Annotated in this window: 22 protein-coding genes; all 22 read right to left on the bottom strand. The window is 27.5% G+C overall.

All coding sequences use genetic code 11. The features are described from left to right. Positions 1–61 precede the first annotated feature (61 nt). Entirely contained in the window at positions 62–907 is an 846-nt protein-coding gene (locus QK892_RS06180) for a carbohydrate ABC transporter permease (RefSeq protein WP_317272664.1), read from the bottom strand. Then, positions 900–1,796 carry a carbohydrate ABC transporter permease gene (locus QK892_RS06185; protein ID WP_317272665.1) on the bottom strand — a complete coding sequence of 299 codons (897 nt, stop codon included), beginning with the start codon at positions 1,794–1,796 and terminating at the stop codon, positions 900–902. Before QK892_RS06185 ends, QK892_RS06180 begins: the two co-directional genes overlap by 8 nt. A 328-nt stretch (positions 1,797–2,124) precedes the next feature. Then, entirely contained in the window at positions 2,125–3,432 is a 1,308-nt protein-coding gene (locus QK892_RS06190) for an ABC transporter substrate-binding protein (RefSeq protein ID WP_317272666.1), read from the bottom strand. 252 nt (positions 3,433–3,684) lie between these two features. Then, complete coding sequence (locus tag QK892_RS06195) at positions 3,685–3,876, bottom strand: PTS sugar transporter subunit IIB (protein WP_317272667.1); 192 nt, start codon at positions 3,874–3,876, stop codon at positions 3,685–3,687. Positions 3,877–4,038: 162 nt separating this feature from the next. Continuing rightward, positions 4,039–4,230 (bottom strand): hypothetical protein, encoded by a 192-nt coding sequence (locus tag QK892_RS06200; RefSeq protein ID WP_317272668.1) that lies wholly within the window; start codon positions 4,228–4,230, stop codon positions 4,039–4,041. A 352-nt stretch (positions 4,231–4,582) separates the two neighbouring features. Further along, a complete protein-coding gene (locus tag QK892_RS06205) occupies positions 4,583–6,892 on the bottom strand; it encodes a YdcF family protein (RefSeq protein ID WP_317272669.1) in 2,310 nt (769 codons plus the stop codon). 505 nt (positions 6,893–7,397) lie between these two features. Further along, positions 7,398–8,570, bottom strand: coding sequence for a hypothetical protein (locus QK892_RS06210; protein ID WP_317272670.1), 1,173 nt, complete (start codon positions 8,568–8,570; stop codon positions 7,398–7,400). Between the two features lie 35 nt (positions 8,571–8,605). Continuing rightward, on the bottom strand, positions 8,606–9,688 hold the full coding sequence (locus QK892_RS06215) for a glycosyltransferase (RefSeq protein ID WP_317272671.1): 1,083 nt from the start codon (positions 9,686–9,688) through the stop codon (positions 8,606–8,608). A gap of 1 nt (position 9,689) precedes the next feature. After that, positions 9,690–10,172 carry a PssE/Cps14G family polysaccharide biosynthesis glycosyltransferase gene (gene pssE, locus QK892_RS06220; RefSeq protein WP_317272672.1) on the bottom strand — a complete coding sequence of 161 codons (483 nt, stop codon included), beginning with the start codon at positions 10,170–10,172 and terminating at the stop codon, positions 9,690–9,692. Next, positions 10,129–11,580 carry an oligosaccharide flippase family protein gene (locus QK892_RS06225; RefSeq protein WP_317272673.1) on the bottom strand — a complete coding sequence of 484 codons (1,452 nt, stop codon included), beginning with the start codon at positions 11,578–11,580 and terminating at the stop codon, positions 10,129–10,131. The genes pssE and QK892_RS06225 overlap by 44 nt, the downstream gene beginning before the upstream one ends. Continuing rightward, on the bottom strand, positions 11,573–12,553 hold the full coding sequence (locus QK892_RS06230; protein ID WP_317272674.1) for a glycosyltransferase: 981 nt from the start codon (positions 12,551–12,553) through the stop codon (positions 11,573–11,575). The genes QK892_RS06225 and QK892_RS06230 overlap by 8 nt, the downstream gene beginning before the upstream one ends. Continuing rightward, positions 12,550–13,245, bottom strand: coding sequence for a glycosyltransferase family 32 protein (locus QK892_RS06235; RefSeq protein ID WP_317272675.1), 696 nt, complete (start codon positions 13,243–13,245; stop codon positions 12,550–12,552). The genes QK892_RS06230 and QK892_RS06235 overlap by 4 nt, the downstream gene beginning before the upstream one ends. 15 nt (positions 13,246–13,260) lie before the next feature. Continuing rightward, positions 13,261–14,142: an ATP-grasp fold amidoligase family protein gene (locus QK892_RS06240; RefSeq protein ID WP_317272676.1), complete on the bottom strand. Its 882-nt coding sequence runs from the start codon at positions 14,140–14,142 to the stop codon at positions 13,261–13,263. Continuing rightward, positions 14,139–14,597, bottom strand: a complete 459-nt coding sequence (gene pssD, locus QK892_RS06245) for a PssD/Cps14F family polysaccharide biosynthesis glycosyltransferase (RefSeq protein ID WP_317272677.1) — start codon at positions 14,595–14,597, stop codon at positions 14,139–14,141. The genes QK892_RS06240 and pssD overlap by 4 nt, the downstream gene beginning before the upstream one ends. A gap of 17 nt (positions 14,598–14,614) precedes the next feature. After that, positions 14,615–15,949, bottom strand: a complete 1,335-nt coding sequence (locus QK892_RS06250) for a UDP-glucose dehydrogenase family protein (RefSeq protein ID WP_317272678.1) — start codon at positions 15,947–15,949, stop codon at positions 14,615–14,617. Positions 15,950–15,960: 11 nt separating this feature from the next. After that, complete coding sequence (locus QK892_RS06255) at positions 15,961–16,614, bottom strand: CpsD/CapB family tyrosine-protein kinase (RefSeq protein ID WP_317272679.1); 654 nt, start codon at positions 16,612–16,614, stop codon at positions 15,961–15,963. Positions 16,615–16,626: 12 nt separating this feature from the next. Next, complete coding sequence (locus QK892_RS06260) at positions 16,627–17,304, bottom strand: YveK family protein (RefSeq protein WP_317272680.1); 678 nt, start codon at positions 17,302–17,304, stop codon at positions 16,627–16,629. Positions 17,305–17,597: 293 nt separating this feature from the next. Further along, positions 17,598–19,130, bottom strand: a complete 1,533-nt coding sequence (locus QK892_RS06265) for a BglG family transcription antiterminator (RefSeq protein WP_317272681.1) — start codon at positions 19,128–19,130, stop codon at positions 17,598–17,600. Positions 19,131–20,269: 1,139 nt separating this feature from the next. Then, complete coding sequence (locus QK892_RS06270; protein WP_317272682.1) at positions 20,270–20,584, bottom strand: hypothetical protein; 315 nt, start codon at positions 20,582–20,584, stop codon at positions 20,270–20,272. Positions 20,585–21,037: 453 nt separating this feature from the next. Then, the gene (locus tag QK892_RS06275) at positions 21,038–22,363 is read right to left on the bottom strand and encodes a 6-phospho-alpha-glucosidase (RefSeq protein ID WP_317272683.1); all 1,326 of its coding nucleotides are present in this window, start codon (positions 22,361–22,363) and stop codon (positions 21,038–21,040) included. A 60-nt stretch (positions 22,364–22,423) separates the two neighbouring features. Continuing rightward, entirely contained in the window at positions 22,424–23,986 is a 1,563-nt protein-coding gene (locus QK892_RS06280; RefSeq protein WP_317272684.1) for an alpha-glucoside-specific PTS transporter subunit IIBC, read from the bottom strand. Between the two features lie 226 nt (positions 23,987–24,212). Next, positions 24,213–24,968 (bottom strand): MurR/RpiR family transcriptional regulator, encoded by a 756-nt coding sequence (locus QK892_RS06285; protein ID WP_317272685.1) that lies wholly within the window; start codon positions 24,966–24,968, stop codon positions 24,213–24,215. Positions 24,969–25,018: the final 50 nt, after the last annotated feature.

The following is a 25,018-nucleotide window of genomic DNA, read 5'->3' on the forward strand; positions in this document are numbered from 1 at the left end:
TCCTCCTTTATATAATCCCCAGGGGAAAATCCCCTGGGGATTTTCCCCTGGGGACCAATTATTAACCCTTTATTGAGCCTGTCATACCAGCTACAAAGTGTTTTTGCATTAAGAAAAATATTATTGCAGTTGGTAATGTTGCTATAACTACAGCAGTCATTATCATTCCATAATCTGGAGTATAAGATGAACCCAAAGCTGAAATAACTAACGGTAATGTTCTTTTATCTGGAGATTGCAGTGCAATAAGTGGCCATAAATAACTATTCCAACTTGCCATAAATGTAACTATAATTGCTGCTGCATAAGTTGACTTCATTGTTGGGATATATATCTTAAAGAAAATCCCTAGCTCTCCAAGTCCATCTATTCTAGCTGCTTCTATTAAATCCTTAGGAAAGCTTTTTGTGTTTTGCCTAAAGAAAAATATTAAAAATGCTGTTGCAACAGCTATGATTATTACTGAACCATTAGTATTTAGTCCTATTGCTTTTAAAGGTCCAAAGTTTTTAAAACTACTAAATAATCTAAACAATGGTACCATCAGTGCTGCAAAAGGAACCATCATAGAAAGTAATATGAAATTAAACACTTTATCTCTAGTTTTATTTTTATAAACTTCAAATGCATATCCTGCTAGAGATGAAACTATCATAGCTATTGAAGTTGTAACAATTGCAATTATAAAAGAATTCTTAAATGCAGTAATGTATTTCAAATCTGAAGCTAATAAGTTCTTTAAATTTTGTATAAAATATCCTCCAGGTATTAGTGTCCCCCTGGTTACATCTACTGATTTATTTGTTATTGCAATTATCATCCAAATGAATGGAAATATAGAAATAAATGATACTATACTTAGAAAAGTGTACTTTAAGAAACTAACTATACTAAACTTTTTATTCATCCTTATCACCTCCAGCTTTTAATTGAATAAAGGATAATACTACTATAATTATAACTATTATATATGAAATTGCAGCTGCATATCCAAAATTTGGTGAATATTTAAACAATAAATTATATATATATTGAGAAATAGTTATAGTTGCATTTGCTGGTCCACCATTAGTTATATTTACAGTTTCATCAAATAATTGCAGTGTTCCTATCGTTGAATTAATTGTTGTAAATAAAATTATTGGCTTCAATAATGGAAGAGTAATGCTTTTAAATCTCATAAAAGCACTTGCTCCATCAATTTCTGCTGCCTCATATATTGAATCGTCAATAGATTGCATACCCGCTAAGTAAAATACCATATTATATCCTGTCCATCTCCATGTTATAGCTATAATTATTAATACCTTTGCCCAAACAGGATGTGTTATCCATGCAATTGGTTCTGCAATAAGATTAATCTTCATTAAAATTGCATTTACAAAACCATCTGTAGCGAACAAGCTTTTAAAGATGATAGAATATGCAACTAGAGATGTAACACAAGGTAGGAATATTGCCGTTCTAAAGAATCCTCTTGCCTTTAATTTCTTATCATTTAATAAGGCTGAAATAGCAAGAGCTAGAATTATCATTAATGGAACTTGAATAATCAAATACATAAGTGTATTAAATAATGCCTTTTTAAAAGTAGAATCTGTAAGCAATCTCTTATAATTATCTAAGCCCGTAAAGCTTAAATTATTACCCATCCCACTTTTTAGCGAAATAATAAAGGCCTGAATCATAGGATAAAACACAAATACTGTTATTAAAATTACACTTGGCACAATAAATAGCCATGCTTTTTTATCTAATCTATTTTTTAAAGATATATTTTTACTACTGCCTTTCAAAAACTAATCACCTCTTTTAAAAGAAATAGCCATTTACTAATTTAATTTTTAATAAATGACTATTTTTTATTATTTATAAATTTATAAAAATATTACCCTGTATATAATTTTTTATAATTTCCTTTCCTTCAGTATATTAGGAGATAGATATTGTATTCTGGTAACTTGGAGCCTGCGAGGTCACAAAGAATATAATATTAATCCCTATTTTTCATAATTCCGAATGAAATGAGGAATTATTACCTTCAGTTTTGAAAGAGATAAATATTATATGACGGCGACTTGGAGTTTACGACGGAGCAAGGAATATAATATTTATCTTCTTTCTTTATTGAGCTACTGCTGCTTCAATTTGAGTTTGATATGATTTTAATGTTTCATCAACATCTGCCCCACCTAATATAGCTTGAACAGCTTCTGTCATAATATCTTCAACTGCATAAGTGTGTAATCCATAATTTACTGATGGAACTTCACTTGTCCATTTAGCGAAATCTCCGAATATTTCTTGTCCAGCGAAGAAATCATTTCCCTTTGAATAATTAGGTGCTCCTGATGCTGCATTTAAAGTACTAACTAAATTTATAGCATCAGCTAAATCATTCATTAAATCTACATTTGATGCAAAAGTCTTACCTAAGAAATCTACTGCCATATCTGTATTTCCTACATTCTTAAGTGCATACCATCCAGCTCCACCTATAGATGAAGCATTTACTGAATCTGCATTGTTAGACATTTTAGGGAATGCTGCTATAGCCCATTTACCACTTTGATCTTCTGCATTTCTTATAGAAGGCGTAATCCAACATCCTGTAACTACTGAAGCAACTTCACCATTATTAAATGCACCTACAAATTGATCCCAATCTGCTGTTTGTTTTGCAATCCCTGCTTCTGTTAAATCTTGATATATCTTAATTGCATCCTTTAATGCTTGATTATCTGCTACAGTTACCTTTCCATCATCACCTGTGTACCATGATCCAGCACTTTGTAACATCATTCTAATTTGTCCTAAATCACTTGGATCTAATGTTAACATATAAGCTCCTGTCTTTTCTTTAACTGCCTTACCTATTTCAATATATTTTTCCCAAGTTAGGTTTTCCATATCTGCTTTTGTATAACCTGCTTGTTCAATTAAATCTGTTCTATAGAAGGTAGCTGCTACTCCACTGTCAAATGGGATTCCATATAACTTTCCATCTATATAATTAACACCAGTTTTATATTCTGCAAAATCTTCTGGCTTAGCTACTGAAGATAAATCTGCAAATTCATCTTGATAAGCTTGTAAGTATCCTTGTATTCTATAATCTTCTACTAATACAACGTTAGGAAGTCCTTCATATGAACCTGATGAAAGGCTTGTATTTAATTTTGCTACAATATCATCTTGAGCCATAGTAACTACTTCAATTTCAGCATCTGGATTATCTTTTAAGTATATTTCCTTTGCCTTATTTGCTGCTACTATATTGAAGGCTTCATCCCAAGCCCAAATAGTAATCTTTTCACTTGCGGCATCTCCTGTATTTTCATCAGTCCCGCCTGATGTATTTCCACTACAAGCAACTAGTCCAAAAGATAATACTGCTGCCATGATAATTGATGTCAATTTTTTAATTCTCATTTAAACCCCTCCATATATATAATTATCCCTATTTAATATATTGTAATGCTTTACAACTTCTGTATTAATAGTAACATATGGCTTTAAGAATTTTTTAGAAAAATATTTATTAAAACTTTTAATATTTTTAGATTTGCTTTTCTACTTTTTTATAATACTTATATTATTTTTAGATTTTAGGACTTTTTTTAGATTTAACTTCTTCATATATAAAAAAGACCTAACTAATAGTTAGCTCCAAAATTTTTAATATTATCTATGTTTAGACCACTTGAGTATAAGTATTTTTTCTTTTGATTCTAATAACCTGCTTATATTATGTATAGATGTAACTCCAACTATATTATCATCAAAACTTCCTTTAATTTTAGCTTCTAATAATCTTCCTGTAGCAAAGCCAGCAGAACAAACTATCAATATATTTTTACTTACAATCTTCAACACTTATATAAGTTCTAGAATTAATCAAAAATTTTAATATTTCTAAATATCTTATATTCAATTCAATTTACTTGACCCCTAGTTACTCTATAATTATTTTTGTATTTATTATACATCTTTATAGTTATTAAAAAAATAGATTAAGAAGATATTAAATTCATCTCCTTAATCTATTTCTCTCTTTTTGTCTATTATTAAAATCTCTATTCCAATTAAGCCTATAGCTATAAGTAATAATAAGATTGTATTATTTTCTCCTATATTTATAATACTATTTTTTGTTATTGCAAAAGTAGTTGTAGTCATATTAAATAAAAAACAAAACACTGAAAATAAAACAAATAATATTTTTCTCATAACTCTCCTTTTCTTTCCCTTCTTTATAATGCTATTTTGTAATTCTCTTATACCTAATTAAACTAAATCTCTTTACTACCTTTTTCTTATGTAAATCATAAAAAGATTAAAATCTGATAGACTTTAATCTTTTAAATTAACATTTTTATACAATATCATAACAATATAATAATAGATTTCTTGCTAATTGTCAATTTATTGGTATTCTACCAATAAACACATATACTCATTAATAAAATTTAAACTGTTTTTTACATATCTTATTCAGCATAATTATTGTTTATAAGAGGCATATATAAATGCCTCTTAATCAATATTTTTAATTTTATAATTAGCTTTATTAGTATTAATATTATACTGCTTGTTTCTTTCTATATGTTAATACAGCTATTCCAACTAAGCTTGCCATTAAAGCAACTGCTAGAACTCCCATATTATTTGAATCTGATGTAGCTACTAAATCAGAATTTTCTTCATTCTTATTGTTTGTATCTGATTCTGTATCTGTATCTGTTTCAGTATCTACTTCTGTATCAGCATCTGTTTCTGTGTCTGTTTCTGTGTCTGTTTCTTCATCAGCTACTGCTTCTGATACATTAACTGTAAATATTTCAGTATAAGTAGTATCTCTTTGAACATAAGATACTTCTACCTTTTGCTCACCAATAACATTAGCATCAAAGCCTTCTACAGTTACGTATTCAGTTAAATCTACATTATAGTTCATATCATCTATAGATGTAACTGTAATATCAAGTTCTTCGCCTTGAACATATTCAGTTTTACCAGTAACTTTTATACCTTCAATTACTGCTGCTATATCTGAAACTTCAATAGTACCTACTCTTCCAATTAATCTTAAGCTTAAAGCTTTTAATGATAATGGTTCATAAGTTTTATCTTCTCTGTACCATCCTGCATTTGCATTACCAATAAATTCAATAGGTTCTACTCCTAATTCTGCTGCTTTTAATAAAGATTCTGCGTAATAAAGAAGACTTCCTCTTTTTAAGTGATATTGAGATGTAATTAAAGATACGCTATCAACATCATAATCCTTATAAAGCATTTCGAAGCTGTTTGTTGCATTACCAGCTGTATCTGGAGCTGCCTCTTCTACAATGATACGGCTTTCATCTATTCCATTAGCTACTAACCAATCACGCATTCTACGTCCTTCTGTCCAACCATTCTTTTCTACTCCACCAGTTACTAAAACATAACTTTCTGGATATTTTAAAGCACTAGCCTTAGCAACTTCTAATCTTCCAATTAATTCATCTGTCATAGTTCCATCTTCATTTAATGCAAATCCTAAAACTATGAAAGCATGTTTTTCTGGGTTTTCTATTCCATCTGGAGCAACTCCAATATTTTCAATCATATCACTTTCGATCCAGTCCCAATATTCAATAACTGAATTCCAAATTTCATGATATTTTGGAGAAGCAACTTTTAATTGTTCTAAGTGTTCAATAACATCTACTCTATATCCTTCTGAATAGAAAGTTATAAGTTCACCAATGATATCCTTTACTTTTTGAGTTGCAGTATCTCTGTTTATTTTTTCTGGTTCTGAAACGTTAACATTAAATATTGTTTTATAAGTAGTACCTCTTTCAATATAAGATACTTCTACATTTTGCTCACCAATAGTTTCAGTATCAAAACCTTTTACAGTTACATAATCAGTTAAATCTACATTATAGTTATTGTTGTCTATAGATGTAACTTTAATATCAAGTTCTTCACCTTGAACATATTCAGTCTTACCAGTAACTTTTATACCATTAAGCCCTGCTACTATATCTGAAACTTCAATAGTATCTACTCTTCCAATTAATCTTAAGCTTAAAGCCTTTAATGATAATGGTTCATAAGTTTTATCTTCTCTGTACCATCCTGCATTTGCTTCACCAATAAACTCAATAGGTTCTACTCCTAATTCTTCTGCTTTTAATAAAGATTCTGCATAGTAAAGAAGACTTCCTCTTTTTAAGTGATATTGAGATGTAATTAAAGATACGCTATCAACATCATAATCATTATAAAGCATTTGGAAGCTGTTTGTTGCATTACCTGCTGTATCTGGAGCTGCCTCTTCTACAATGATACGGCTTTCATCAATTCCGTTAGCTACTAACCAATCACGCATTCTACGTCCTTCTGTCCAGCCATTCTTTTCTACTCCACCAGTTACTAAAACATAACTTTCTGGATATTTTAAAGCGCTAGCCTTAGCAACTTCTAATCTTCCAATTAACTCATCTGTCATAGTTCCATCTTCATTTAATGCAAATCCTAAAACTATGAAAGCATGCTTGTCTGGATTTTCAATTCCATCTGGAGCAACTCCAATGTTTTCAATCATATCACTTTCAATCCAGTCCCAATATTCAATAACTGAATTCCATATTTCATAATATTCTGGTGATGTTACTTTTAATTTTTCTAAGTGTCCAATAACATCTACTCTATATCCTTCTGAATAAAGAGTTATAAGTTCACCAATTATATTCTTTACTTCTTGAGAAGCAGTGACTCTATCTATAATTCTTGCTTGGATTCCATTTAATGTGCTTGCAAAAGCAGTTGTAGCCATATTAAAAACAAAACATATAGCTAATAAATAAGTAGTTACTATCTTGCCTAATTTTCTCATTCTTTCTATCCTCTCTAAAAATAAATTGTCTTTTAATATTGCTATTGCAATTTCTCACCCTTTTTAATGTACAAGTGACTTGTACACCAAAACTTTAACATTTGTTTCTTATATATCTTTTGTTTTTATACTCTCTAAATTAATTCTCCTTCCTATTTTATTTTTTGTAAATTTAGTTTTTGAATATAAAAAGACCAATGCCTAATAAGACATTGATCTTGCCTGAATTAACAGTTACACTCAACGTTTACATTGATTATGATAACGTAAACATTTCCAATAGTCAATCATTTTTTAAATATTTTTTAAATATTTTTTATATTTTTTTTATACAGATTTAAATCATTTTTAATTATTTATTTTACATTGTGCGACAGCTCCAAATTTTACATTGCTTCTCCATCATCATAATTATTATTAATAACTTGTGATTTTAATATCATACATCTCCTTATATACTAATGGACAGTTTTTAAACTTGTGTGCTATAAATTATGAAGCATTTCTATCTAATATGTTTTTTAGTAGAAATATAAGAGTTTAGAGATAGAAATATATATATAATAAATATCAATATAATGAATATCCCAACAGTTTCTGCCAGGCCATTATAAGTAAAAGGTATAATAAGTAGTGGAATAAAAGCAATTGTTATAATATAGTTCCTTTCTCTTATAAAGTTAATAATAGGCTTTAAGATTACTAATATTATTAATAATATAGTTGAAAAAATTCCATAATCATAAGAAAACATTAAAATTGGATTTTCAAAATTAACTACTCCCAAAACATATTGACTAACATAATTTGAATTTCCTATCCCTCTTCCTATTAGAAAGGAAGGATACCTATTGTAGAATTGCATTTCTCTAATGCCAAGCAAGCGTCCATTAGTTACGTCTCCCCAAGCTGCTGCTTCCTTAAACTTATCCCATATATATTTATCTACAATTGGAGTCGTTAAAAATATTATAATGATAAGTGGTAATATAAAATAAGGGATGCTTCTTCTTCTACAACATGAAAATGCATATATTACACTTAATAGTAGAACTGAGAATAATGATATCCTTCCTGCTGCCAAAACTGTTCCAATTAAAGCAATAATTATATCTAGAATTATTAAAGCATCACTTTTCCTTTTAAAAAATTTATTGAAGATTATATTAAAGCTTATAAATATTGCATAATACCAACCTGCAGTTAATGGATGTCCAATAATACCACCAGTTCGCCCTATATTTATAGACATAAAAACCTGAGCAATAAAAGCTACATAAATAAATATATTTAAACTTTTAACTATTTTAGGAAAAATTAAATTCATTCTTATCTGTCTATAATCTAGTAACAATATAATTAATGGGGCTATAAAGCCTATTACAGTTCTAAATAAATCTGAAAGGCTATATCTATTTTTTATATATCCTATAAAAATAATAGATCCTATAGATATAAAAATAATAATACTACTCTTACTAAATTTATTGTTTTTACTTACGAATATAAAGATAATTATTGCTATAGGAATTATATGATAATTAAGTATGATTGTACCTGTCAAATTATTTAAGTAACCTCTTATTCCTTGGCTTATAATAACTATGCAAAAGAATAAAAATAATATTAGTTTTTCATTAATGTTTAAAATAGCTTTAGCATAGGCATCTTTATCCATAACATTCCTCACTTATTCTTTTATATGACAACATACTATCTACTACTTTTTAAAATTTTCTTATAAATCTCTAAGTGAGATAAAATGTATTTTTCTTTTGTAAAATTTATAGCAAAAGTTCTATAAGCACCTTTTTTCAAGGATTTATATAAAACTTTATCCTCATATAGCTGATTTATCCTGCTACTAAAAGCTTTTATATCTTTCAAAGGAACTAAATATCCATTAAATCCATTAATTACTTCCTCATTGGTGCCTGGAATATTAGTTGCTATAACAGGAACCCTTTGAGAAAATGATTCTAAAGGCACTAGCGGAAGCCCCTCAACATATGAACATAATAAAACTACATCTATATATTTTAAATGGTCTATTATGTTATCCTTGCTACCTAAAAGGTATATATCTTCATTCAAGCTATTATTATTTATATATTCTTTTAGTCCTTCCAATTCTTCACCCTCTCCAATTAAGAAGAATTTAATATTTTTATTAGTTTTAGTAACTTCTTTTGCTACATCAACAAAATCATATACTCCCTTATAATCAACAATTCTGCTAATTTGAGCTACTGTGAAAAACCTCTTCTTATTATCCACTAATACCTTATCTACACTTTTATTCTCTTCTTTTATTTCTACAGTATTATATATTGTTGTAATTCTTTTTTTATCTAACTTACACTTTTCAACTAAAACTTTCTTTACAGAATTACTAACTGAAATAACATCAATATTTTTAAGAGCTAATCTAGTAAAAAAAAACTTATCTTCTATACATAGGTGCTGAGTGTGTATGACCTTTACCCCTGTAAAAAATGAAGCTATCTTAGAAATTAGAGTAGTTAATCTATGATGACTATGGATTAACTCTATATTTTCCTTTCTTACTATCTTTATTGTCTTAACAATATTCCATAATATACTGAAAATATTAGTTAAGCTTGGATCCTTTACTTTATAATGCTTAACTCCTATCTTAAGAAATTCTTGCAAAAGCTTACCTCCAGCACTTGCTAACACTAGCTTATTGTTATTTTTAAGCTCTTTGCAAAGTTTTAAAATACATTTAGTATCTCCACCTAAGTGAGTTGAACTATTTACATATAAAATGTTCAAACTAAACTTCTCCTTCTATATACTTTTCAATTTCAGAAATTATATTATTTGTGTTAGAAATATAATCTTTAATTTCAAAATTTTTTATTGCTTCAATCTCAAAGCATAAATCCTTTAAGTCTTTAATCTTCTTTAAGAATCCAATCTCGCTAAACTCAGAAATTATTTCTATTTGATGATTATCTACATGTTCTTTAAAATCCTTAAGCCTAGGAATGGCTATTATTCTTTTTCTTAATTTTATAGCTTTAATTATTGTTCCAGTTCCTCCATGAGTTATAACTATATCAGAATTTTTTAGAGCCTCTTCATATTCTTCTTTATTTATAAATTCCTTAAACTTATAGTTTTTAGGCCTATATGTGCTATATCCTATTTGTGCAAATACCTCTTCATTTATTTTATTTTCTTCAATCAACTTATCTATTTCGATAAGTAATCTATTGAATTGAAATCTTTGAGTGCCAACTGTTATAAATATCATATAACTCCTCCTTAATAGGATTATTAATAATAATCATTAATGTTCCATAAAATACAAAGCATAATCCACAACTAATTAATAAAGACACTATATTAGTCTTAAGTAAAGAAGTAATAAAATTTACCAAAATAAAATTAACTAACCCAAATAAAAAATAAATATTGCTTTTTTTAAAAAGTAATCTTATATCCAAGTACTTCTGTACTAAAATTACTTTTAAGGTTGTAGAAGTTAACTCTGATAAGATAACTGCAACTACAGCCCCTGTTATTCCAATTATCGGTATTAGTATAAAGTTTGAAATCAAACTTACTAAAGCCGCAGAAATAATTGGAATGATATACTCTTTATTTTTGTTAGTAGGTACTATATATTGATTAGAAAATACTAATCCCACAGGTATAATTATGGCTATTAAACTAATTGTCATCATATATGGAGTTATTAAAGTAAATTCTTCTCCAAAAAATAATGGAATAAACTTATTAGCTACTGCTGCCATAGAACTTGCTCCAAATACTCCAATACAAATAGTAATTTGTAAGGACTTTTTTAAATACCTTTCTATCCTCTCAGTATTATTTTTCTCATATAAATTTGCTATTGTAGGCATTAAGACGGTACTTAAAGATGTAATAAAAGCTAATGACATCCTAGGGACCTTTAAACTTTGAGAATAGTATCCAATTTCAGTTATACTAGTTAATGAACCTACAATAATTTGATCTGCCACAGTATAAAGCTGTATGCATATTTGTGGTATAAAATATACAATGGATTCTTTTATAAAGGGTTTTATGTTAAGCCTTGAAATATCAAGTTTATTAACATGTTTAAATATAGATATCCAATAAGTAAGACTACCTAAAAAACTTGCTGTAGAATTTATTAAAATATATATTCCAATATCATCATAGCTCTTTACAAAAGTTAAAATTAAAATTACACATATAACTCTAATTACTGTATTCCTAACTACTATCTTTTTAAAATTTTCAAGACCTATATAAAACCAACTTATATCTAAAATGGCTGATAATAATATTGGTAATTGAAGTAAAAATAATAGTTTTAATGATTTACCTAAGGTAAGAAAAAATATGATATATACTACTGTTGCTATCAAGCTTGAGCATACTTGTAAACTCCATATATTCCAAAAGGTTTCACTCATTGTTGTTTTAGATTCCCTTTTAAAAGCTATATGTTTACTTCCATATCTATCTATTCCTAACTTTGCAAAAGAAGAAAACAGTACTGCAAAGGATGAAGTATAGTCACTTCCCCCTACGCCATTAACTCCTAGTACTCTAGAAATATAGGAAGCCGTTATAAATGGTAATATTAATATTAGGCATTCATATACAATGTTATAAAGATAATTTTTTAAAATTTTTTTATTACTCATAACTTTTCTTTACTTTCTTTAAATAATTAAATATTCCTAATTTCCATAGAACTATTCTTAACTTATCCCTTACATAAACTTCCTTAAGAAATAAAAACTCTTTTATACAAATATTTAAATCTTTATAATGTGATTTCTTATACGTCTTATAGCTGTTTCTTATATTTTCATTAGTATAATGATAAATAAAATAGGACAATACATAAATTTTAAATATCCTAAGGCTATTCTTACTAACATTAATTTGTTTTTCTTCTATATAATTAATAACGCATTGCATTGCATAATAATAATCTTCTGTAAGTTTTTCATTCTTTTTATGAACGGTTGATCCTTCCCTTTGCCTATAAAAATATAATGCTTTATCAATATAAGCTATTTTCTTAGCATTATAAATGATTTTAAAAACTGGAAATATATCTTGAATATATCTTCCTCTCTCAAATTCAAAACCATTATCATTTAGTAAACTTCTTTTAAATATCTTATTCCAAAGTTGTCCTTGAATTTTATATTTAAGCATCATGTCTATTATTTCAGAGCTATCATAAAAACCAAAATAAGGCATGTCCTTCAAAAACTTAATAATATTCTCTTTGTTATAATAAAGATAGTAATTAGTAATAACTATCTCTGCATCTGTTTTTAAAGCTATTTTCATTACTTTCTCTAACATCTTTTCATCTAAAAAATCATCAGAATCAACAAATGATATATAATCTCCATTCGCATAGCTTAAAGCTAAATTCCTTGCTACTGATACCCCTTTATTTTCTTGAGTTAAAATTACTAAGTTTTTAAATTTCTCCTTATAAGAGTTTACAATTTTAAGGCTGTTATCTTTAGAGCCATCATCTACAATAATAAGCTCATAATCCTTATAACTTTGATTTAAAATACTCTCTAGACACTCTTGTAAATATTTTTCCACATTATATATAGGTAAAATAATGCTAATCATAACTTTACTCATTTAAAACCTCTAATAAAACTCAATATTTTTCCTTTTAACTTAGATCTAAATATCTGATGTGGTTTTCTCCAAGTGCCTTCATAATGATGAATAGTATAGGTATTGTCAGTAATTATTGGTTCTTGCCAAGAATGTCTTTTAGGATAGAAATATTCCTTAGGGTAAATTGCTACCCCATCATAAAAATATGAGACCTTATTGTTAATTGCTTTATACCCTAGATGTTTTGCAATTATAGTAAGATGAATTGGAATTGCTAATTCACTAAGTTTTTCTTTATAATCCTCATAATTCAGATTATTATAATACTTTAAAACTTCTGAAATAAACCTGTCATACTTTTCACATCCCCAAATTGCCATGTTAATCTCGTAATCCTCTAGCCCTCCAAAAGAAGAATGCTCTAAGAAATCATTTAAAGGTTTCAGTACCTCCATATCAGTATCTAAATATATTCCACCATAGTTATATAGTGCCCACAGTCTACAATAATCTGCTAGAAAAGCCCACTTTCCATCCTTATAAGTGTCATTTGCAAATTTAAAATTTTTAATAGGAAAATTTTCCTCATTCCATTCCATTATTTCATAATCTTTTAAATAATATTTCCACGAATCAATGCACTTCTCTACTAAATCTGGCTTTTTCTTTCCACCAAACCAACAATAATGTATTATTTTAGGGATGCTCACTAATCTTCACTCCTTCTACTCATTATTGCCTCCTAATACTAAAGGTTTATTGTATTTATTTAAATTTATAAGTCCAGCAATTTTTAAATCATATTCTAGAGGATGAAACCTATCAGTACCATTTGCAGGAGTAAAAGTTAATTCGCTAAAATATAGTTTTTCATCAACTGCATTAAAGTCAACTCTTACATATTCTAAGTCCTTAGCTAAAATTTCTGCAAAACTAATTAATTTTTCTAAAAACTTTGGTCTTTCTATTTCCCTTGAAACATTCTTTGCTTTTCCTTTAAATTCAAGTTTTTCCCAATCAATTGAAAAAAATCCTTCACTATAGTCTGTATTTCTATCAATATGAACTTCTATTATCTTTGCTTTACCTGAAAAACAATGTAAGTTATATTCTACTAATTTCCCATTTTTATCTTCTAGATATTCCTCGCATATAATTTTTTTCTTTATTCCTCTATATTGAGGTTCTTTAGTATATTTATAATAATCTTCTTCTAATAACGCTCTAAGCTTCTTATTAGTTTTTTTTATATCAAGTAAGTCTTTATTCCTACAAACAATATTCCTATCTGAGCCATCATTTAGCTTTAAAAAAAATTTCTGTGGTAACTTACTATAATCAATCTCATCCTCTTTATCATATACACCAATTATTTTAGGCAAATACTCATCGCCTATTGTATCCCTTATATAATCTCTAACTAAATATTTATCTACTAAATCCCTATACCTCTCAATATTCCCTCTAGCCTTTATCCATTGAATTTTTTCTCCATAATATTTTGGATTTTCAAGATTTAATAATCTGCCATAGGTTCTTAAGTTATCTAATTGCATTACAATCATATCTGGTAAATAACAACAAACCCTTCTTAAAAGCCGCTTCAATATATCCCCCCCTTATACACTGCCTTTGGATAAACCTTAATCATATCTTCCCATTGAACATAAAATTCATCTGCAAATTTATAGAGTAATTTCCCTGTCAATGTCGGAGTATTAATCTTAGCAAAAGATTCAATAAATATAAGTTTCTTTCTAAATACCTTTGAAATTAAGCACATTGGAATAGTAGCTAAGGCACCAGTAGAAATTACTAAATCAGGTCTTTGAATCAGGAATATATATATACTTATAAATGTATTAATCATCATCTTAAATGTCCATAGCTTTTCTGCTCTATTTACTTGATGTATATAATACATTTTATTTATACTTTTTATGGTACTATACGTAGTTTTTTCAGTAACAATAAAGCTATTGTATTTTTCCATAATTACGCTTAGCATCATAAGTTGATCTAAATGCCCCCCTGTTGAAGCTATAAAACAAATTTTTTTCATATAACCACCAACTTTATTTACTTATTTATTAATTGCTTGGAAGAATAATTTAAAATTACTTTTCTTCCTATTGAATAATAATCGACTTTTTTACTGATTATCTCTTCTAAGTCATAGCAGTTTCTGCCATCGAAAATAATAGGTTCATTCATAAACTCTCTATAGGTATCTAATGTTATAGCTTTAATTTCATCCCATTCTGTAAAAATAAATGCTAAATCAGCTCCCATTAACGCTTCCTCAATCTTAGTTGTAAATATAATACCTTCACTTATAATCTTCTTAAAATTATCTATTGCAATTGGGTCAAATGCTGTTATAATCGCCCCTTCTTCTAATAACCTTCTTATATTAAATATTGATGGTGCTTCTCTTAGATCATCAGTATTAGGTTTGAAAGCTAAACCAAGAATTGCAATTCTTTTTCCCCTTAATGATTTAAACCGATTTTTAGCTAGTCTAAATAATTTCAATTTCTGACTTTCATTAACCTCTATTGCTGCCTTTATTGTTTTTATCTCATATCCATTATCATTTGCTAACCAATGCAATGCTTTTGTATCCTTTGGAAAACATGATCCTCCATAGCCGATTCCAGCATTAAGAAATTTATTCCCAATTCTAGAATCATAACTCATGCCTTGTACAACTTCTCCTATATCCGCTCCAACTATTTCACATATATTAGCTATCTCATTAATAAAGCTTATTTTTAGAGCTAGAAAATCATTTGAGGCATATTTTATCATTTCTGCACTTCTTCTATTAACACATATTATAGGTTGATTAAAAGGTCTATATATCTCTGTTAATATATCCTCTGCCTTCTTAGATTCAACTCCAATTATTATTCTATCGCCATATAAAGTGTTTTTTATGGCAGTCCCTTGAGATAAAAATTCCGGATTAGATGCTACAATAACTTGTACATCTTTTTTTAAATTCTCTTTTATAAGATTTTCTATCCTATCATTAGTTCCTATAGGTACTGTAGATTTAACAACAATTAATGAATCCTTCTCTAAATTTTCAGCTATATCCAAGCATGCATTAAATACATACTCTAAGTTAGCAGACCCATCTTCTCTTTCAGGTGTTCCAACCGCAATAAATACAGCTTCAGCTTCTTTGTAAACCTCTTTATAATAAGTGGTAAACTTAATTCTTCCAAATAATAAATTCCTATATAATAATTCTTCTAAGCCTTCTTCATAAATAGGAACTCTACCTTTATTTAAATCTTCTATTTTATCCTTATCTATATCTATACAAGTTACACTATGTCCTTTTTCAGCTAAACATAATCCTGTAACTAATCCAACATAGCCAACCCCAACAACTGCTATATACATAAACAACTCTCCTACTTAACGTAATACTTTCCGTAATATTTTTTATCCTCATTCTTCATTCCATTTAATATAGTTCCAACAACATTTGCATTAATACTCTTCAATATTTTATAAGACTCTTGAATTTCATATTTTTTAGTATTTCCTACTCTTACAACTAAAATAGTTCCATCAGCCTTAATTGATATTACTTGTGGGTCACTTACTACTAATAATGGAGGAGTATCTAAAATAATATAATCATATTTTTCTTTAAGTTCTTCTAAAAACTCTGCCATTCTTTCTGATGCTAAGGTTTCTGATGGGTTAGGTGGCATATTTCCAGAAGTTATTATTACAAAATTCTCACTATATTTTCTAATAGCTATATTAAAATTTTCTTTATCTAGTAATGTCTCTGATAAGCCTGTAATATTAGATATATTGAATTTTCTATGGATGTTTGGATTTCTAAAATCACAATCTATCAATATAACCTTTCTATTTCCTTCTGATAAAGTTAATGCTAAATTTGATGATACAAAAGTCTTACCCTCTCCAGGTTTTGAACTAGTTATTGCTATAACCTTACATTTTTTATCTAAGGATGAATATTGAATATTAGTCTTTAACTTTCTAAAACTTTCTGCAATTATCGATGTAGATTTCTTTTCTACTTCAAGCATATATACCCCTCCCTATTTTTCTATCAAAGGAAGTATTCCAATAATAGGTATATCTATAATATTTTCTAATTCCTCTTTACTTCTTATTTTCTTATCTAAGCTTTCAGCAATAAAGGCTATTAATAAACCTACAACTATTCCAGAAAATACTCCAATTAAAATATTTATTGGTTTATTTGGTGTTACTGGTTCGTTTGAAACTCTTACCTTTTGGATAATCTTTACACTTCCATTAGGAACTAGCTCTCTTGATATCTTAATAAATTCATTAGTAAGATTATTAACTAACTTTCTAGATTCTGTAGGATCTATGCTTCTATACCTAACTTCTAATATTTGTGTATCAGCAATAGCTACAACCTCTAATCTATTAGTGACATCTTTAACCTCTGAACTTATTTTAGATTTTTCTATACTATTCAATATAATATCTGGTGTTTTTATTATTTCTGAATAAGTCTTAATTAAATTTTGATACATTATTACATCACTTTGGTTATAATATTTTTCTTCTTCACTAAATTCTTTTCCTATAAAAAATTTAGTAGTTGCTTCATACTTAGGATTTATTACATAAAAGCTAAGCACTATGGAAATCACTGTAAATACTAATATTGTTAACAATATTAGCCTTATTCTTTTTCTTAATATACCTAAAAATTGCTCTAAGCTCATAAATTGGTCTTCCACCCTTATCTCCTCCAATGAATAGTACAAATATTAAAATATTTAATAAGATTATGTAAAGCTTCAATCTTATATTGTCCAAATATTCTGAATATTTTAATTTAGATAATTATAACTTTTTAATATTAATTATTCCATTCTTATTAAAAAAATAAAGCTCTTAATTAAAAGCCTTAATAGAGTAATTTCTCCACTAAGGCAATTACACACTTATCAATATTCTTATTAAATTAACCATTTTTTCCAATATCCTCCATATATACCACACATATATTTTTTATTTATCCTTTATTGATCTAATTTTTATATATTTTAAGATCTTTTATATATAAGTATTCTTTCAAACGCCTTTTATCTTCATTATCTAAGAACTCAGATACCATTATAATAGGTGTATTGTAATCTTGCTCTATATCAACTGTGGAAATTATATAATCAATTTTCTCTTTACCTTTTAATACACTACTTATATTGTGTATAGATGTAAAGTCGACTATGTTAATATCAAAACTTCTTCTTAATTTGGCTTCTAATAATCTTCCAGTAGCAAAACTATCAGAACAAACTATCAATATATTTTTATTTTTTCTAATATCTTCATTTTTAGTTTTTTCTATAGTTGCTTCAACATACATTACTATATGACCTACCTCAGCATCACTTAATACACAATTATACTTGTCCCCCAAAAAAATAGTCGCTTCTTTTACTAAATTAAAATCTTTTTCAAAATTACTCATTATAGTTAATAATAAAGGGTTTTTACATATTACGTTATATTTAAGTCTGAATATTAAACTTTTCAAATGATTAATAAAACTTTCGAATAATTTATCATCCATTCTAAAATCACTACCAAAGGTTATTCTTAAATTATCCATAATCGTTCCTGCTATATGACAAGCCTCTAAATAATCTTTTGATTTAAGTATATTTCCTTCAATTTTGCTTGCAGATAATATTTTTCTAGTAAGCATATTAATTTCTTCATATCCCAAAACTATAGAAAACTTATCTTTTATTTTATCTGCAAGTTTTACAACTGATTCATATTCCCTTTTATAATTTAAACATAAATTATTATTTTCTTTACTAACTGACATTTTATCGGATCTACGTATGATTACAAATAAAGCAACAACTAGATAAAAAAAATCTTCTTCAGAAAACACTCCAACTTCTTTTTCTAAATCTTTAATAATATCTCTTATAAACTCCATATTTTCTTCATTCGTACATAATCCATTAATTCTAGTTAAAGTTTTACTATTTTTATAATTATATATCTTATGTAAGTTATCAATAATATTATTTATATTTGTATCAATAAGTAAACTAATCATAGCTTTCCTTATGTCTCTTTCAGTTCCTTTGATTCCACAGCCCTTATTTGAAACCTTATTAATTTCTATATTAAAATCTTTGAGCCATAACTTCACTTTTTTCATATCATTTGATAAAGTTGTCTTACTTACAGATAGCTTCTCTTCAAAATAATTATAACTAAATCCCTTACTTGAGCTTAATATTTCATATAGTATTATTCCAATTCTCTCTTCAGTTGAGAATATATAACCTTTAATACCTATACTATTTATTAGCTTTACTACTTTTTCTTTTTCCCCTTGAGTTAAAAAAAACTTTAATGACGAATTAGGTTTTTTATCTATTTCTTTAATATTATTTTCCCTTAAATAACTATTAATTACATCAATATCATACCTGATCATTCTATTTGAAACACTAAACCTTTTAGCTAAATTCTCAACGCTTATATCGCTTTTAGAATTACTTAATAAATTTAATATTTCTATATACCTTATATTCAATACTATTCCCCCCCATTTTCACTATTGATATATTTATATATAATTATATTTTTATATATGAATATATCAATTTAAGACTTACAATATTTAAAATCAATATATTTTATATTAGTTTAACCATAATAGTTGTTAATTACCTGTGATTTTTTCTTCTTAAAGTATGTGCTAATAAACCTATTATTAATAGAATTAAAAGCCTTGTTAAAGTAGTATTTATTATTTAATGATAGTATTTAATATTATTTAATATACAACTTGTACGAGATTAATAATATTATTGTTATTGTTATATACTAATTATAATATAATCATATTAATATAATTATCTTTTTTTAAAAATAACATTTTATTTCCTTTTTATCGGGAAATGGAAAATTATGGTCATTTTTTCCTTTTTTGAATTTAAATGGGACTTTTGTACTAAAAATTAATGAACAGCTCATTTTCTGATAAACAAATAAATATGCTTCTGTTTGGAAAAAAGCTGTTATAAAGAATATGGAAAGCCTAGCAATTAAATTAGCCAACAGCCGACATTGTAAAAGAATGTGAAGATTGCAGTAATTGCAACTATAAAAGCAAATTCATTAAGGGAATTAATTTTAAAACATCTTTAGAAAAAAGAACTACGAATTTGAAATCTCGAGAAAATTTAATCGTGAAAGAAAAGAAGATTTATGTGTCGTGGTCAAAGAAATGTTTTAACGAAGAGTACACTACATGCTATGGCTCACAACATAAATAAAATGCATAGAAAAATCCAATCGGGACGAACTGGTAAGCATTTATTTGAGCTAAAGAAAACTGAATAATTAATTTTTTAAAAGCCTTTTATTAGGCTTATTATAAAGTGCGCCTTTTAAAAATATTGCATAATAATTTATATTCTTATTATACATTATATTTGGACTTAAGAGAATACTTTGCAACTGATGATTTTGTAAAACGAGTAGAAGCTGAGAGACATTCCTTAGAGTACTTAAATAGAATACATGATAAAACTAAATAATTATTTTAGTACCGTACTATTCAAAAAGAATATGCGGTATTTTTTAGTTTGTAATTTAGAAGTATTACGAGTGGATTGCTTGTAAAATCCACTCTATATAGTTATAAATTTTATTGGAAATAGGAAAATATTAAGAAATATAAATATTGCCCTTGCCGACTATTACAATTCTATAGTCTGGTTTTAAAGAAGTTAAATTAAACTTATCAGATTTAGGAGGTAGACGAATTGCTTGAAGGATTATTTGATTTTCATCAAAGACTTGCAAATAAATACTTTCAGTATCAGAAATATTTTGAATTATGTATTTATTCTCTTGAGATAAGTTAAAGTCAGAAACTTGATAAACTCCTTCATCAAATATATTTACAGCATATGCTGATTGAGTAAATATACAAAAAGATAAAGAAAAAGAAATTAAAAACATAGAAATATATTTTTTCATTATAATAACCACCTTTCAAGATTATTTTGTCTAGATGTGAATTAAATATACAAAAACCTATGTATTAGGAGCGTCGTATGGATAAAGAACTATTTAGATGTTCATATAATAAATTTACTGTGTTGAATGTGATTTAATTTATGGCAATATTAATAAATTAGAAGAAATGGATCTCTTGGTGCAATTGTATTTAATAATGAAAAATGAAAGAATGAAAAAATGAAAGAATTAAGGAGGTTTTGCTTTGCAAAACTTAAGTTAAGTTGTGAAAAACACTATTTTTCAAAAATCCTTAAGGATTTTTCACCTTAATTTTTCATTCCTTAATTTTATAATTCTTTCATTAATAAATTGCTTTGCAATTTTAAACTATTTTGAATTAAAACCCCTAGTGTAACTATTATAGCTCCACTAGGGGTAATACTTTTATATCATATTTAAAACATAATATATTTATTTAAGTTCTGGCCAGTAATCTTTATTAGCTTCTATTAAATCATCTAATATTTCTTTTGCAACCTTTGCACTTGGTACAGTCTTAGATAAAGTAATAGCTTGCCATAATTTTTGATAAGATTTTTCTATCCATGCTTCAACAACTAACTTTTCAACTGAAACTTGTTGTTCCATTAAACCTTTTTGGAATTGAGGGATTTCTCCTATCCTTATAGCTTCTGGACCCTCTCTACCAACTAGACATGGTATCTCTACCATTGCAGTTTTATCGAAGTTTTCTATAGCTCCATTATTTTCTACTATTAATAACATTCTTTCCTTAGTGTTATAAGCTATAGCTCTAGCCAAATCTACAATATATGATGCATGTTCATCTATATGCAATTCACAGCCTTCTGTTGTTCCATTTTCTATTACCATATTACATTGACTAAATACAAACTTTTCTCTTCCATCCATTACCTCATTTGCTCTTGTATATTCCTTATCAGAATGTTCTACAACATAGTCTGGGAATAAATAATATTTTAAATAAGTATTCGGCAAGTGAGTAGGATCTATTTCTAATACATCTTTAGCTTTTCTAAAAGTGTCATTCCAACTTGCTTCTATTTGTTGATTTTCATCTGAAGGTACATCATATCCATATCTCAATACATGTTCTCTTATCTTCGGCATCAAATCATTACCTTCCTTATCAGTAATGCTTGACCACCATCCAAAATGATTCAATCCATAATATCTTACTATCATATTTTTTCTTGACTTCAGCCCTACTATTTGTGCCATATGCGTTTCAATACCTATTGGCATATCACAGATATTTATTATTTTAGAATTTGGTTTTAATCTCCTAGTTGCTTCAGCTACTATAGCTGCTGGATTAGAGTAATTTAGCATCCATGCATTAGGTGAATACTTTTCCATATAATCAATAAGTTCTAATACTCCTCCTATGGATCTCATTCCATAAGCAATTCCTCCTGGTCCACAAGTTTCTTGTCCAACAACTCCATGTTTTAGAGGTATCTTCTCATCCTTTTCCCTCATTGCATATTTTCCAACTCTAATATGTGCCATTACAAAATCCACATCTGTAAATGCTTCTTCTGGATCTATAGTTGCTAAAAATTCTATTTCTGGCGCTTTTTCTTTCAATAATATCTCACAGGCTTTTGCTATTGTATCTTGTCTTTTTTCATCATTATCATAAAACTTTATTTTTCTGATTGGAAACTTATCTAAATTATCTAATAACATTATCACTATCCCAGGAGTAAATGTACTTCCCCCTCCAGCAATAACTATAGAAAACTTCTCCATATTTAGCCCTCCGTAATTTTATTTAAATAGTTATTTCATTAATATATATGCTCGTCTATCTTAAAGTAGAGATTCAAAATCATCCCTTACTTTAGGTACAGATAGTCCTACTACAATTTGAATAGATTTTCCATTCTTCACTACTCCATGTGCTCCAGCTCTTTTAAATTCACTTGCATCCTTAACTAGATTTTCATCTTTAACTGTTAATCTTAATCTTGTTGCACAGTTAGTCACATCAGCTATATTGTCTTTTCCTCCTAGAGCCTCTAAAAATAGTCTTGCCTTTTCACTACCGGAATTTTTTTGCTTTTCTTTAAAGTCAGCCTTTGTATAAAGCTTAGAAGATTCATCTTCCTCTTCTCTACCTGGAGTTTTAAAATTAAATTTAAGTATTAAAAATCTAAATACAAAGAAATATATTAATATAAATATCAACCCTATAATAATTTGAGTAATATAGGTTGATGCATGATACTTAAATAAAGGAATCCAGTTTAATGCAGACCATTCAATTAAACCATTACTAAAATTACCAACAACTCCAAGTGAGAAAGAAATTGTTGATAAAGTAGCTGCTAATAATGCATGTACGAAGAATAGTACAGGTGCTATAAATAAGAAAGTAAATTCTAATGGTTCAGTTATACCAGTAGCTACTGCTGTTAATGTGGCCGGAATCAATAATCCTGCAATTAACTTTTTCTTCTCCTTCTTAGCTGTTGAGTATATAGCAGTTGAGATACCAATAGCTCCAAATACCTTTGATAATCCATATAATCCAAATCCACCTGCTGGGAATAATTCTTTTAAGCTAGCACCAGATGTTGAAAACTCGCTAAGATGAGCTGCCCAATATACACTTATTCCACCTTCTACTACTGCTGAATCAAACATAAAAGGAGAATATATAAAATGATGTAATCCTGTTGGTATTAATATTCTCTCTAGGAATGTATATGTCCAAACCCCTACTCCTCCAGAGGATTTTAGAAACTCTTGTAATGAAGCTATAAGTCCTTGCACCTTTGGCCATATTAATGCTATAGCAAATGCTACTGGAATCATAACAAAGAATCCTATTATATAAACAAAGGTAGATCCCTTAAATGTTCCTAAATACTCTGGTAACTCTGTGTCAAAATATCTATTATGAATATATACAACGATACCTGAAATTAAAATTGCACCAACCATACCAGTATCTAAGGTTTTAATTCCTGCAATAGTTGCTAATCCAGTTCCACCACCTGCTTCTAATGCAAAATTAACCCCAAAAGCTGGTCCCCATAATTGTAATATTGCACTTAAGAAATAATTAAAAGTTAAGTAAATTACAAAGCTCTCCATACAAGCTCTAGCTTGTTGTTTCTTTGCTAAACCTATAGGTAATCCAATTGCAAATAGTAATGGTAATTGCCTAAATACAGTCCAAGCACCTTCCTCTATTAAGAGCCAAAACTTATACCATGTGCCATTTTCATTAGCTAATGTCCCCATTATTTCTTGGTTCTTAAATAAAATTGATAACCCAACCATAATACCAGCAAAAGTAAACAATAATACTGGTGTAAACATAGCTCCACCAAAACGTTGAACTTTTTGCATAACCTTTTGAATCATATTTTTACCCTCTCTCAAAAATATTTATAATTTACAATGTCAATATTACCAATTCACTTAAACGTTATCAATAATATTTGGATATATTGGAAATATTAACCTAAGTAGTGATTTAGTTCATTATTCGTGAATTTTCACACTATAAATTAATTGATAATTAATAGTCTATAAAAATATATTATTACAGACACCTTACCTTTATCTTTATTAATTATTCATTCTTAATCTAATCAATACTGTTTTTATATTTTATATAATTTAAAAATAATATCTCTATTAATACAAAAAATGAAGTAGTTGCTTCATAGGGGATATCTGTTCCTATATTTATTCTTGATGTTGTTATATATAAATTTTGATTGCTTAATCTAGCTAACTCATTATTTTTAAGTCTTGTAATAGATATAATAGGAATATTCAATATATTAAGCTTTTTAGCAAAATCTATTATTTTATTTGACTCACCTTTTAAAGATATAATAATTATTATATCTTCTGGTGTAATCATATTTAATAACATCTCTCTTTCCTCTACTCCTTCTATAACATGAAAATACTCACCTGCTGATAAAAATATTCTTTTGATCTCATAAGCTACTGCATTTTGAACTGCTCCTGTTCCATATATAAAAACTCTCTTTGCATCCTTCATCACCTTACATACTGGACTAAAATCTTTTTCTCTTAAATCATTGATACACTTTATAAAATCATTTGAAACAATATCTATGCAATTGCATTTAATTTTATCATCCTGATCAACATCCCATTGTAAATAAACCTTTAGCTCACTGTAGCCTTTTAAAGATAATTTCTGTGCAAATCTTAATATTGTAGTTCTTGAAACATTACATTTCTCTGCTAATTCATTAATTGTTAAATTACAGCACTTCTTCTTATTCTTCTGAATATAATTCCAAATATATTTATCATTATAGTTTAATTTGTCATAATGTTTATTAATTAGCTCCTCAATTTTCATACAATCTCCTCTCCACATATTTTTAAATCTATTAAGTTAATTAACTTTTA

The organism is Clostridium lamae, from assembly GCF_033043255.1.
GTDB lineage: Bacteria > Bacillota > Clostridia > Clostridiales > Clostridiaceae > Clostridium > Clostridium lamae.